Raw genomic sequence first — 12,475 nt, forward strand, 5'->3', positions numbered from 1 at the left:
GAATCTGTCGTCAGTCGAGAGCGTCCTAACCGAGGACGAGCGATGCCAGAGCGCGGGACAACAGTCCCAGACCGATCACGCTGCCAAGGATGATGGCGAGCAACACCCAGACTCTGAACGGCTTGCGTTCGACCTGATGCAGCGGGGAGCTCAAGTATTCCTCGACCCGCTTCTGATCTTCCGGATACAGACGACTTGGCATGGCATGACCTTTTTTATGGCGATGCGCAGTACGGCGCTGCGCGATAGGCTTGACTGACTATGCGGCCATTCTAGTATGCGGCCAGCAAGAATGCATCAGGCTTGCTCGTCAAGCGGTCAGGCTGCGACCGATGCGCGCAGATCCGCTTGGCATGTGGCTGTGCTGCTACCATGAGCGCCTTCTTAGCGAGGAAGATCCATGCTCTCGGCGAGTTTGCTGACTACCGTGCAAATGCTTTTGCTGCTGACCGCTCACGCGGCGGTGCTGGTATATGCGCTGGTCCGTGTGCGGTGGATCGAGCTGATCGCCGATCAGCGTCGACAACATCTGTTCTATGGCAGTGTGTTTCTGCTGGCCGTGCTATGGCTGTTGCGGCGCGAGTTCGATAGCGGCCTGAGTTTCCATTTTCTGGGCCTGACGGCTGTAATGCTACTGCTCGACTGGCCGCTGGCGATCCTCGCCGGCTCGCTGGCGCAGTTCGCTCTGGTGCTCCTGGGCGTGGACGATGCAGCGGCGTTCGGAGCCAACGGGCTGCTACGGATCCTCGCGCCGGTGCTGGTCACCGTGATGATCAGCCAGGCGCTGGAGCGGCTAAAACCGACCAACCTGTTTCTGTACATTTTCATCAGCGGGTTCTTCGCTGCGGGGATAGCGGCGGTGGTGACCCTGTTGCTCGGGATGGGGCTTCTCGCCTGGTCAGGCAATCTGGTCGCGCCTGATTCGGCAATGGAGTTGTTCGGGTACGCCTTGCTGGTGATGTTTCCCGAAGGTTTCATCAACGGCACGGCAATCGCGGCGCTGGTGGTTTTCCACCCTGACTGGGTGGAAACCTTCGACGCGGACCGCTACCTGCAGGAACCTTTCGATTCCTAGGCTGAGCCAGATCAATACTCGCCGCACCCATTCATGCTGCAATGCGGTTTTATTCGGAGAACCGACATGAGCGTTTACGCCTTAGCCAGAACCACCATGGAGCAAGCCCTGGAGCGCGCCGCTGCGCAGGGCTACGACGAGCAGGACATCGCCCGCGCGCTGATGAGCGAAGTGATCGCGGTGTACAAGCGTGGCCGCACGAACGCCGATATCGCCCATGAGCTGGGGTTTCTTGCCGACAACCTTGACGACGATGCCGACTACGCGTTCATGCGGCCCTGATATCAGGGTAGCGTGACCTCGATGACGCCGTCAGCGCTGACCGTGACATCGGCCTGCCCACCTTCGACGGACGGTGTCGACATCTCGCGGTCGGCGGCCATGCTCATCTTGGCTGCGCCGCGAAAGAACACCGGCGGCGGAGCGAACTGAGTGTTCAGGTTCAGGTTGACGATCTTGTAGGTGTTTCCGCCCAGCGCGCGGGTGGCAATGTCGGCGCGCGAGCGAAACGCGTCCACGGCTTCCTTGATAAGTTCGTCCTCGGTGCTGCGCTGACTGGCCGTGGACAGGCTGAAGTCCATGTTGGCCAGGCTCAGCGAACCGAGCAATTGGCCGGTCAGCTTCGACAGCGCGGCGAAATCGCTGCCCTCGAGAATTATCTCGCCGCGTTCGCGCCAGGCGACGATGGACTTGCCGTCTTCGCTATAGACCGGATAGCTGCTGCGATTACCGCTGCTCACCGTCACGCCGGATGTCCCGCGAGCCGTCTTCAGCCCGTCATTCAGCTGCCGGGTGATGCGCTCGGCGACGGTGGCGGGGTCCTGATGCTGGTCTTCGGCGTACAGCGTCACGCGCATGGTGTCGTGGCTGACTGAGCGCTCGACTTCTGCACGGAGTGATACCTGGTTGTAGCGAGGCTCATCGGCCAGTACCGAGGCCGACATGAACGACAGTGCGAGCACGCAGCTCAGCACGCAAGAATGACGCATGGGTGTTTCTCCTTGAACAGCCGGCTTTGACGAAGCTATAAGAGTACGTCGGCGATGCTCTGCGACGCACATGTCGGCTGTTATGCCATGCTCAGAGCAGTTGTGCCAGACATCCGTAGTCAATGGAGCAAATCGTGCAGCAACGCTTTTTCAGTCCGAACGCCCTGGCGCTATCGCCTTCCAGGCAGAATCTGTGGCGATTGATTCTGATCCGGTTGCTGGTGTGGTTGGCCCAGGCCATATCGGTGGCTGGCGCCTATCTCAGCGGCTGGTTTCCGCTTCCCTGGATGCCGCTGCTGATCACGCTGGCGGTGTCGGCCACGGTGAGCATCATTACGCTGCTGCGTCTGTCCCGGCGTTGGCCGGTGACTGACATCGAGTACGGGCTGCATTTGCTGTTCGATATGGTGATTCACAGCGTATTGCTCTACTACTCGGGTGGTCCGACCAATCCCTTCGTGTCCTATTATCTTGTTCCCTTGACCATCGCGGCGGCAACCCTGCCCTGGCTGTTCACGCTGTTTCTCGCCAGCGTAGCGGTATTTGCCTACAGCGCCCTGCTGGTCTGGTACCAGCCCCTCGATGCGTTCGAGCTGCCGGTGGTGCCCAGTCTGATCAATCTGCATGTGATCGGGATGTGGCTCAACTTTGCCATGAGCGCCGGCCTGATCAGTCTGTTCGTGGTGCGCATGGCCGATGCGTTGCGCCAGCATGCCGAGAGGCTGGCCGAGCGTCGCGAGCAGAGCATGCGCGACGCTCAGCTGCTGGGCATTGCCAGCGTGGCTGCGGGAGCCGCCCACGAGCTCTCCACCCCGCTGTCGACCATGAGCGTGTTGCTCAAGGATCTGCGCAGTGATCACCCCGACCCGGCGTTGCAGGAGGACCTCGAGCTGCTGCAGCAGCAGGTTGCCCAGTGCAAGCAGAGTCTCCAGCATATGGTCCGTACTGCCGAGGAAGACCGCCGTCAGCCGCAACAACTCGACCGCGCGGATAAATGGCTGCACGCGCTGCTGACCCGCTGGCAACTGATGCGGCCCGAGGCCTCCTGGCAGCTCAAACCCTTGCAGCCCGGCCCGCCGCCACAGCTGCTCGCCGGTCCCGAGCTCGGTCAGGCGATCCTCAATCTGCTCAACAATGCGGCGGACGCCTGCGCGGACGGCATCGAGATCACCCTCAGCTGGAGTACCGATCGTCTGGGTTTGCGCATACGCGATCATGGTCCGGGTGTGCCGCTGCATATAGCCGAGCAGCTGGGCACCGCATTTCTGACGACCAAGGGGAAGAAGGGTTTCGGGCTCGGATTATTCCTCAGCCAGGCGGCGGTGGAGCGTCTCGGCGGCAGCGTCAAGCTGTACAATCAGGACGGTGGCGGGACCCTCACGGAAGTCTCGCTGCCGACCGTCACGGAGAATCTCGATGAGCGATGAACTGAATCAGGAAGACCTGCCGCTGCTGTTGCTGGTTGATGACGACCCGACCTTTACTCGCGTCATGGCCAGAGCCCTGTCTCGCCGCGGGTTGCGGGTAGAGACCGCGGGCGATGCTGAAGAAGCGATGGTATTGGCTCGGCGCGAGCGCCCGGATTACGCGGTGCTCGATCTGAAGATGGAGGGCGATTCCGGGCTGGTGCTGCTGCCGCGGCTGCTGGAGCTGTATCCGGATCTGAAGGTGGTGATTCTCACGGGCTATTCGAGCATCGCTACGGCGGTCGAGGCGATCAAGCGAGGCGCCTGCAACTATCTGTGCAAGCCGGCCGACGCCGACGACGTTCTCACCGCTCTGCTGTCCGAGCAGGCAGACCTGGACAGCCTGGTGCCGGAACATCCGATGTCCGTCGACCGGTTACAGTGGGAGCACATCCAGCGGGTGCTGGCGGAGCATGAGGGCAATATTTCGGCGACCGCCCGAGCCCTTGGAATGCACCGGCGCACCTTGCAGCGCAAGCTGCAGAAGCGGCCGGTACGGCGCTAGCCGCGGCTGCCGCCCCAGGGTTGGGGCGGCGGTCGTTCAGCTGTTCTGGCGGATGCCGGTGATGATCCAGGGCTGGTTCTCGCCAGCGTCGCGCTCCAGACGCCAGCTCTCATCGAACCACTCACCCGCATCATCCGGGGTATCACGGTCAAGTCCGGTAAAGCCGACCGTGGCGATGGCGCGACCGTCCACTTCCTCGATCCCGTCCAGACGAACCTGCAGCTGCTCGACGAAGCCATTGACGGTCGGCGGCTCTGCGCGACGCGTGGCACTCATTTCGCGCAGCAGTTCGGGGCTCATGTACTCGGCCATGCCCGCTTCGTCACCGTCTCGCCAGTGACGCTGGAGGGTGAAGAAATGCTCTTCGGCACCGCGCAGGAAGCGGTCGGCATCGAACCAGGCTGGCACGCGGGTTTCAATCCGATGCGCACCCGACGCGGCAGGGTGCGCCATCTCTGGCTCCGGTCGACGTTGCCATGCGCCGCCGGGCGCGTGACCTGCCGGGGCAGGCTGCCGCTGATGCGCGGCGGCACCGCGCCGGCTGAACAGCTTGAACAGAATGAAGCCGATCAGGGCGACCATGAGTATGTCGAACAGCTGGATGCCTTCGAAGCCATCACCGAACAGCATGGCTGCCAGCAGTCCGCCCGCGGCGATCCCGGCGAGCGGGCCGAGCCAGCGTCGTGCACCGGAGTTGGCAACCGTCTGCGAACGCTGCTGTTGCTGCGCTGCACGGTCCTCGCGTTGTTGCTGCTGACGCTGTTGGGCGGGCTGGCTACGGTGCATGGGAGCCGAGCCGAAGCTCTTGCCGCCGCCCATACGACGCGCTTCAGCCTCGGGCACAGCCAGGCCAAGCATCAGAAAGACGGTAAAGAAGGGTAACAGCCAGCGCATGGGAAACCTCCGGGTGGAATTGCGCTGCATATTGCCAAACACTATTGGGCAACGGCCAGCCTTAATGTGTATCGTGGTGTCAACGCGATCCTGCGTCTCCGGATTGACCCCGCCGGGGCGTGACTGGTTCAAGCACTCCGACAGCAAGGCGAGGCCATCATGTTTGCTGCTATGCGCGCAGAGAAGATGCAGGCGCTGCATCTGTTCACCGACCCGGCAACCGGGCTCGAGGCGATCATCGCCATCCACAACACCCGTCTTGGTCCCGCTCTGGGCGGCAGCCGCTATCAACCCTACGACAGCCTCAACGACGCTATGGCGGATGCCATGCGGCTGGCGCGCGGCATGAGCTACAAGGCAGCGCTGGCGGGGTTGCAGCAGGGGGGTGGCAAGGCGGTGATCATCCGCAAGCCGCATGTGGAAAACCGCGCCGCACTGTTCGAGGCCTTCGGTCGCTGCATCGAGTCGCTGCGTGGGGGCTACATCACTGCCGTGGACAGCGGCACCAGCAGTCAGGACATGGACTGCATCGCCCAGGAAACCCGCCATGTCACCAGCACCTCCGAAGCAGGCGACCCGTCGCCGCACACCGCGCTGGGTGTGTTATCCGGCATTCGCACCGCCGCACGCCACCGGCTGGGTCAGGATTCGCTGACCGGGGTCCGAGTGATGGTGCAAGGGCTGGGCAATGTGGGTTACGCGCTGGTAGAGCTGCTGGTGGCGGAGGGCGCCGACGTGCTGGTGGCCGACATCGATCCAGGACGTGTGCGTCTGGTGGTTGACGAAACGGGCGCGCATCCGGTTGCACTTGATGCGGTGTACGAGGCGCCGTGCGATATCTTCGCCCCCTGTGGCCTCGGGGGTATTCTCGACAGCGGACATATCGATCAGCTGCGCTGCGCGGTGGTAGCCGGTGCGGCAAACAACCAGCTCGCCGAACCAGGTGCTGCGGATCGCCTGGACGGGCGCGGCATCCTGTACGCGCCGGATTACGTGATCAATGCAGGCGGACTGCTGCATGTGGCGCTCACGCATCAGAACGTTCCGGCGAATCGAATTGCGGAACGGGTCAGCGGCATCGGCGAGCGGCTTGCAGCCATCTTCGAACAAAGCACGGCAGAGGGGCGGCCGCCGTCGGTCATTGCCGATCGGCAGGCCGAAGCGATCCTGTACGAATAATCGTGGGGTGGCGGCTCAGGCTTTGTTCAGGCCGAAGCGCTTGCGCAGCCGTGCGTCGAGTACCGACGTGGGCAGCCAGCGCTTGAGCGCAACCATGCTGCGGCTGCTGGTACCGATAAGCACTTCCTCGGGACGCAGCGGATTCTTGATGTAGCGCACCAGTTCCTTGGAAAAATCCATTGCGGAGGTCGACGTGGCACGCTGCGAAGCCTTCGCTCGAGCCTGGACCGCCTTCTCCCAGGGCTTGAACCAGGATGCTTCGGCCATGGTGATCGCGGCAGTCGCATTGTTGCCGAAATCCGATGCGATCGCGCCTGGCTTGACGGTCATCACATTGATCCCGAACGGTGCCAGTTCTAGGCGCAGCGCATCGGACAGAGCATGGAGAGCCGCCTTCGACGCGCAGTAGACGCCCGAGAAAGGCGTGGTGGTGACGCCCGACACGCTTCCGATATTGACCACCAGGCCATGGCTTGCACGCAGCAGATCAGCGGTCGCACGCACCAGCTGCAAGGGCGCGAACACGTTGGTGTCAAATTGTCTGAGCAGGGTTTCGCGGTCGGCGTCCAGAACCGGACCCATGGCCCCGTACCCGGCATTGTTGATCAACACATCGAGCCGACCCGCTTCGGCATGGATGCGCTCGGCGCAGGCCGCAAGCTGCGTGGCATCGTTTACATCCAGCGTCACTGGAACGGCACCGCGGGTGACCAGCTGTGCGAGGGTGTCCGGATTGCGCGCAGTGGCCCATACCGTATAGCCCTCGTCCAGCATCACGTGAGCGAGGGCCTGGCCAATGCCGGATGAACAGCCGGTAATCAATGCGACGGGTTGGCTCATTGTTGTTATGTCCTGTGAGAGTCGTTAATCGAAGTCGACGCGTATGCGGTCGGCACGGTATTCGAGGTCACGGGCGCGATAGCCGCTGCGCAGCCGAGGAGGCGGCAGGCATTGCTCGAAGGCCTCGCCATCGGCCAACCGCTTCTCGGTACGATAGGTTGCGGCGTCGCTGCTGGTATCGACCAGATTCGTACTGTATCCCGGTTGTACCGCCTTGAGCTCCCAGTGCACCTGTACAGCGTCACGGCCGCTCTGATTGATCAGTCGCACCCGAATCGGTTGCGCCAGATTGCAGCTGTGCGCGTCATAGCGGATATCAAAGTCGATACGCTCTACGCGCTGTCGTTGTTGCCACTGCCAGAAAGCTGCGCCTGCGGCAAACACACCGGCAACGATGACCAGTACGCCAGTCGCCCGTAGCATGACGCGCGGAAAGCGGATCAACAGAATCAGCCAGACGATCAGCAGTACCACGCCGAATGCCATATGCAATCCTATCCTTTGAGATATCGATCCTCGACTCTATCAGACGCGGCGCCTCAGGGCACCGCATCGGGCTGCCAGCCGAACAATTCACAGGTGTTATGCAAACAGGCCTCGGCCAGCTGCTCGGGACTTTCACCCCGCAACTCGGCCAGCTGGCGGCATATTTCAGGCAGATACTCCGGGCTGTTTCGTTGATAGGCCTGAAAGCTCGGCGCCATATCGGGAGAGTCCGTTTCCAGCACCAGTGCCGAGGCCGGAAGTTCCGCAATTACCCGCCGCAGGCGGCTCGCCTGCGGCCACGTTGCCGCGCCGCCCAGCCCGAGCTTGAACCCCAGTTTGATGTATTCCCGGGCTTCCTCCCGACTGCCGGCGAAGGCATGCACGATGCCCGCCCTGGGAAGACGCCAGCGCTTGAGCGTGGCGATCATCGCTGCATGCGCCCGGCGTACGTGCAGCAGCACTGGCTTGCCGTGCTCGCGGGCGATGTCCAGCTGCGCCTCGAGCAGCTGCTGCTGCTCGTCACGGTTCAGATCCTTGAGAAAATAGTCCAGCCCGATCTCGCCTACTGCGCAGCATTTGGGATGCCCTGCTACCCGTTCCAGCCAGGCGCGCAACTCGAGCAGGTGGCTCGGTTGATGCTCGTCCAGATAGATCGGATGCAGGCCGAACGCTGCATAAAGACCTTCGGCGCTGGTAGCCAATTGCCATGAACGCTCCCAGTTCGCGTGCGTTACCCCCATGATCAGTACGCGATGCACCCCCAGGGAATGTGAACGAGCGAGCACTTCTCGACGATCGGCGTCAAAATCCTGATAGTCGATATGGGTGTGGGTGTCGATCAGGCGCATAATTGACGCTCCGGCAGCATATACGACCTCAGGATGCCACCGCGCCCGCCGACTTGTCACATGCGTGGGCTGCACCGGCTGGCGGCACGCTAGCGGCGATGCCCCGTGTTGGCGCGAGGTTCCGGTGCTGCTTTCGGAACAATGTTGGCGGAATCAAGAGCTTATATTCTGGTATGCGCTTTGCTTGAACCTTGATTACAGACGCGCGAAGTCCAGGATGGGCGCGGCTGGTACCTTGATGTTCGGGAGAAGATGAGCTCCGGTCGGCGTTTGCCGGCCGGAGCCGTCTTTGTTTGGCGCTCATGTCGCAAATGGAGTGTGATGAGAGATGCTGATACTTACCGTATCGAAACGTCTTGGATGCTGCGCGCTGGTGATCGCCACGGTGGCGGCAATGAGCGATGCAGGAGCGCCGACGTCCGGCCTACTGGCTTCGCTGGAACGTCTGCCCGGCACAGCGGGCCTGCGGATGGTCGCCAGTCATGCTGCAGACAAGGACCAACCCGGTTGCACGGACCCGTATCACGGACAGGTCCGGGGTGCTGGCACTGCGCAGGTCATATCGCTGCCGTGCGAGTCAGGGAATCAGGCACGAGAGCCGCTTGAGGGGCCGGGGCTCAGTTTGCAGCCGCTAATTGAGCCCGCTCCGGCCGTCGTGGAAAAACCGAGCCAGCGGATCACCTTCTGACAGACCGCCGGTGCCTGAGTGTGAACCGGGTGCCGTCGGCCGGCTGCGCTCGGTATCGATGCGTCAGTGATGCTCGCGGGTTGCACTGAAGCGGATATCGGGCCAGCGCTCTTCGGTCAGGCTCAGGTTGACCCGCGTCGGGGCGAGGTAGGTAAGATGTCCGCCGCCGTCGATGGCCAGGTTCTCCATGGCCTTTGTCTTGAATTCCTCGAGCTTCTTCCTGTCGCCTGACTCCACCCAGCGTGCCGACCAGACGTTGACCGGCTCGTACATGCACTCGACCTTGTATTCCTCCTTCAGACGGCTGGCGACCACGTCGAACTGCAGCACGCCCACGGCACCGAGAATGATGTCGTTGCTGCGCTCAGGAAAGAACACCTGGGTCGCGCCTTCCTCCGCCAGCTCCTGCAGGCCCTGACGCAGTTGCTTGGACTTGAGCGGGTCCTTCAGACGCACCCGGCGGAACAGTTCGGGTGCAAAGTGGGGAATGCCGGTGAAACCGATGCTTTCACCCTGAGTAAAGGTGTCGCCGATCTGGATGGTGCCATGGTTGTGCAGGCCGATGATGTCGCCCGCCCAGGCTTCCTCCAGATGCTCACGCTCCGAGGCGAAAAAGGTTAGCGCGTCGGCGATGCGCACTTCCTTTCCGGTACGGACGTGATGGAGCTTCATCCCCTTGTCGTAACGCCCCGAGCAGATGCGCATGAAGGCGATCCGGTCACGGTGCTTGGGGTCCATGTTTGCCTGAATCTTGAATACGAAGCCGGTAAAGGTTTCTTCGGTCGGCTCCACGCTGCGCTCATGCGCGGGCCGTGACAGGGGAGCGGGCGCCCAGTCGACGATGGCGTCGAGCACCTGGTCGACGCCGAAGTTGCCCAGCGCCGTCCCGAAGAACACCGGGGTCATCTCGCCGCTGAGGAATGCGTCGCGGTCGAACTCGTGACAGGCACCCTGAACCAGTTCGAGCTCTTCGACGAAGCTGTCGTACATATCGCCCAGATGATCGCGCGCCTCGGATGAATCGAGATTGGCGATTACCCGCTGCTCGGTACGCTCGTGTCCGTGTCCCGATTCATAGACGATGATGGTGTCGTCGGCGAGGTGGTAAACACCCTTGAAATCGCGGTAGCAGCCGATCGGCCAGGTGATCGGCGCGGCCTTGATCTTGAGTACCGCCTCGATTTCATCGAGCAGCTCGATCGGGTCGCGGATATCGCGGTCGAGCTTGTTCACGAAGCTGACGATGGGCGTGTCGCGAAGTCGGCACACTTCCATCAGCGCAATGGTTCGCGGCTCGACGCCCTTGCCGCCGTCGAGCACCATCAACGCAGAGTCCACTGCGGTCAGCGTGCGGTAGGTGTCTTCAGAGAAGTCCTCGTGACCGGGCGTATCCAGGAGGTTGATCATGCGTTCGCGATAGGGAAACTGCATGACCGACGTGGTGACCGAGATGCCGCGCTGCTTCTCCATCGCCATCCAGTCCGAGGTCGCATGCCGGTCGGATTTGCGCGCCTTGACCGTCCCGGCCACGCTGATCGCCTGGCCCATCAGCAGCAAACGCTCGGTGATGGTCGTTTTACCCGCGTCGGGGTGGGAAATGATCGCAAATGTGCGGCGCTTGGCGACTTCTTTGGCTGTGACGTTGGACATATCGGCTTCGGTTCTTGCTCGTGGCGAAGGCCAGCCGCTGTGGCCGACCTTCGGCGGGGATGTGAAATCGGTCGATATTGTCGCGGATAAAGCAGGCCAAACAAAGCGAAAGTTGTCCTGCCCGCGTCACGCCGGAACCTTCAGAACGGCGGCCAGTTGGTCCAGCATGACCTGCTCGCCCATGTGGAATCCCTGGGCATAATCCACGCCGATATCGCGGATGACCTTGAGGATGTTCGCGCTGGATACATGCTCGGCGATGACCTTCTTGTTCAGGAAGTGACCCATTTCGGTGATGGATCTGACCACTGCGCGGTCGACCTCGTCGCGGGCGATATGTTCGATGAACGTGCCGTCGATCTTGATGAAGTCCACCGGCAGCCGCTTGAGATATCCGTAGGAGAACTGGCCCACGCCGAAATCGTCGAGCGAGAAGCGGCATCCGATCCGGCGCATCTCGTTGATGAAATCGGCGGCGTCCTCCAGGTTGGCTACCGCGGTGGTCTCGGTGATCTCGAAGATCAGCCGGTCTCGCGGGACCGCATGACGAACCAGTGCCTCGAACAGGAAATCGATGAACGACTCATCATTCAGCGAGTGGCCGGAAAGATTGATCGAGAACCCGCCGAATCGTTGCAGCTCTGCCGGATGCGCCGCCATCCATGTCAGTACGGTCTGAATGACCCAGCGGTCGACCGCTGCCATCCGGCCGTATTGCTCGGCCGCCTTGATGAAGTCGGCCGGAAGCAGGTGCTGGCCATTCCGGTCGATCACCGTCAGCAGCACCTCGTAGTGCGGAAGCACGCCCGAAGCCGGGTCGATCGGCATGATTTTCTGGCAACGAATCCGCAAGTTGTCCTCATCCATGGCCTTGTTGATCCGGGTGACCCAGGACATCAGCTGGTCGCGTCTGGCCACCGCCGGATTTCCCGGTCGGACCAGTTGAACATCGGTGCGGCCGGCCTGTTTGCACAGTTCCGCCGCAGCTTCGGCCATTCGCAGCGGCTCCAGGGCATGATCGGTATGCTGATCAATCCCGACCAGCGCCACTACCGCGCTGGTGACGAAACGCTGCCCGGCATGGTCGAAGCGGCTCGCTTCGACCATTCGCTTGAGCTCTGTGGCCAGCAGGTAGCCTGCTTTTTCCGTGGTCAACGGAGCGAGCACGGCGAACCGATCAGCGCCCAGGCGCCCGATCTCGGCCGAGTCGCCAAGGCGACCTCGCAGCTGCAGGGCCAGTTCACGGAGGAAGCGGTCACCTGCTTCGTAGCCGCAGGTATTGTTGATCAGCTTGAACTGCACGATATCCAGGAAGATCAGCACATGTCCGCTACGCTGTCGGCGTGCTTCGGCAGCGAGATGTTGCAGGCAGGAGATGAACGCCGGGCGGGTAAGCAGACCGGTCAACGGATCATGCCGGGCGTCAGAGTCCAGCTTGTCCGACAGACTCAGGAGCAGCCCGTCCAACTCCACATCGACCGACGGCAGCCCGACCACGTTGGGAGCGACGATATGCACGCCGCGCACCAGTTCGGCAATGTCGGCAAGCGTCAGATGGCCCGCAGCACGGTCCGGTGTCGCAGAGCGTTCCGGGATGGCCTGGTGCTGACCGCCTGGGAGGTTGCCGGTATCAGACGGGATCTTCTTTCGTTGAACGCGGCTCAGCGAGCGCGCTCGCTTTAGCCATCGTTGCATGATTGCATTGTTGCCAAGCCAGGCGGATTGGTGGCTCGGCTCGATGAGCGCACCGTGCCGGCTGCAGCCTGAACGACTGTCACCGACCGGCCTCTGCGTGATGGGAAGGTCCAGCTCGGAAAGCCTGAGTGCCTGGGTCATCTGCGTATCTCTCCTTGAT

At 62.2% G+C, this 12,475-nt stretch carries 14 protein-coding genes; 6 read left to right on the forward strand and 8 right to left on the reverse strand.

Features of this window, described 5'->3' with window-relative positions; genetic code table 11:
• Positions 1–25 precede the first annotated feature (25 nt).
• Complete coding sequence (locus KEM63_RS02705) at positions 26–202, reverse strand: DUF3094 family protein (RefSeq protein ID WP_223654676.1); 177 nt, start codon at positions 200–202, stop codon at positions 26–28.
• Between the two features lie 198 nt (positions 203–400).
• Between KEM63_RS02705 and KEM63_RS02710 the strand changes: the two genes are divergently transcribed.
• Positions 401–1,075, forward strand: coding sequence for an energy-coupling factor ABC transporter permease (locus KEM63_RS02710; RefSeq protein ID WP_223654677.1), 675 nt, complete (start codon positions 401–403; stop codon positions 1,073–1,075).
• A 66-nt stretch (positions 1,076–1,141) separates the two neighbouring features.
• A complete protein-coding gene (locus tag KEM63_RS02715; protein WP_223654678.1) occupies positions 1,142–1,357 on the forward strand; it encodes a hypothetical protein in 216 nt (71 codons plus the stop codon).
• A 2-nt stretch (positions 1,358–1,359) separates the two neighbouring features.
• Here KEM63_RS02715 and KEM63_RS02720 read toward each other — a convergent pair whose 3' ends face one another.
• Positions 1,360–2,064 carry an SIMPL domain-containing protein gene (locus tag KEM63_RS02720; RefSeq protein ID WP_223654679.1) on the reverse strand — a complete coding sequence of 235 codons (705 nt, stop codon included), beginning with the start codon at positions 2,062–2,064 and terminating at the stop codon, positions 1,360–1,362.
• A gap of 134 nt (positions 2,065–2,198) precedes the next feature.
• Between KEM63_RS02720 and KEM63_RS02725 the strand changes: the two genes are divergently transcribed.
• Together KEM63_RS02725 and KEM63_RS02730 are read left to right on the forward strand one after the other, a co-directional pair.
• Entirely contained in the window at positions 2,199–3,491 is a 1,293-nt protein-coding gene (locus KEM63_RS02725; protein WP_223654680.1) for an ATP-binding protein, read from the forward strand.
• A complete protein-coding gene (locus KEM63_RS02730; protein WP_223654681.1) occupies positions 3,481–4,035 on the forward strand; it encodes a response regulator transcription factor in 555 nt (184 codons plus the stop codon). Before KEM63_RS02725 ends, KEM63_RS02730 begins: the two co-directional genes overlap by 11 nt.
• Positions 4,036–4,071: 36 nt before the next feature.
• On the opposite strand, the gene KEM63_RS02735 is transcribed toward KEM63_RS02730, so the two are convergent.
• A complete protein-coding gene (locus KEM63_RS02735; protein WP_223654682.1) occupies positions 4,072–4,929 on the reverse strand; it encodes a Tim44 domain-containing protein in 858 nt (285 codons plus the stop codon).
• Between the two features lie 159 nt (positions 4,930–5,088).
• Between KEM63_RS02735 and KEM63_RS02740 the strand changes: the two genes are divergently transcribed.
• Positions 5,089–6,108, forward strand: a complete 1,020-nt coding sequence (locus KEM63_RS02740) for a Leu/Phe/Val dehydrogenase (protein WP_223654683.1) — start codon at positions 5,089–5,091, stop codon at positions 6,106–6,108.
• A gap of 15 nt (positions 6,109–6,123) precedes the next feature.
• Here KEM63_RS02740 and KEM63_RS02745 read toward each other — a convergent pair whose 3' ends face one another.
• The 3 genes from KEM63_RS02745 to KEM63_RS02755 are packed head-to-tail and all read right to left on the reverse strand — an operon-like array spanning position 6,124 to position 8,282.
• Complete coding sequence (locus KEM63_RS02745) at positions 6,124–6,948, reverse strand: SDR family oxidoreductase (RefSeq protein ID WP_223654684.1); 825 nt, start codon at positions 6,946–6,948, stop codon at positions 6,124–6,126.
• A gap of 24 nt (positions 6,949–6,972) precedes the next feature.
• Positions 6,973–7,434, reverse strand: coding sequence for a hypothetical protein (locus tag KEM63_RS02750; RefSeq protein ID WP_223654685.1), 462 nt, complete (start codon positions 7,432–7,434; stop codon positions 6,973–6,975).
• Positions 7,435–7,487: 53 nt separating this feature from the next.
• Positions 7,488–8,282 (reverse strand): TatD family hydrolase, encoded by a 795-nt coding sequence (locus KEM63_RS02755; protein ID WP_223654686.1) that lies wholly within the window; start codon positions 8,280–8,282, stop codon positions 7,488–7,490.
• A 328-nt stretch (positions 8,283–8,610) separates the two neighbouring features.
• Here KEM63_RS02755 and KEM63_RS02760 point away from each other — a divergent pair, with 328 nt between their 5' ends.
• On the forward strand, positions 8,611–8,970 hold the full coding sequence (locus KEM63_RS02760; protein ID WP_223654687.1) for a hypothetical protein: 360 nt from the start codon (positions 8,611–8,613) through the stop codon (positions 8,968–8,970).
• Positions 8,971–9,033: 63 nt separating this feature from the next.
• Here KEM63_RS02760 and KEM63_RS02765 read toward each other — a convergent pair whose 3' ends face one another.
• Both KEM63_RS02765 and KEM63_RS02770 read right to left on the reverse strand, forming a co-directional pair.
• Complete coding sequence (locus KEM63_RS02765) at positions 9,034–10,620, reverse strand: peptide chain release factor 3 (RefSeq protein WP_223654688.1); 1,587 nt, start codon at positions 10,618–10,620, stop codon at positions 9,034–9,036.
• Positions 10,621–10,746: 126 nt separating this feature from the next.
• On the reverse strand, positions 10,747–12,456 hold the full coding sequence (locus tag KEM63_RS02770) for an EAL domain-containing protein (protein WP_223654689.1): 1,710 nt from the start codon (positions 12,454–12,456) through the stop codon (positions 10,747–10,749).
• Between the last annotated feature and the right edge of the window lie 19 nt (positions 12,457–12,475).

Source organism: Halopseudomonas nanhaiensis, from assembly GCF_020025155.1.
GTDB classification, from domain to species: Bacteria; Pseudomonadota; Gammaproteobacteria; order Pseudomonadales; family Pseudomonadaceae; genus Halopseudomonas; species Halopseudomonas nanhaiensis.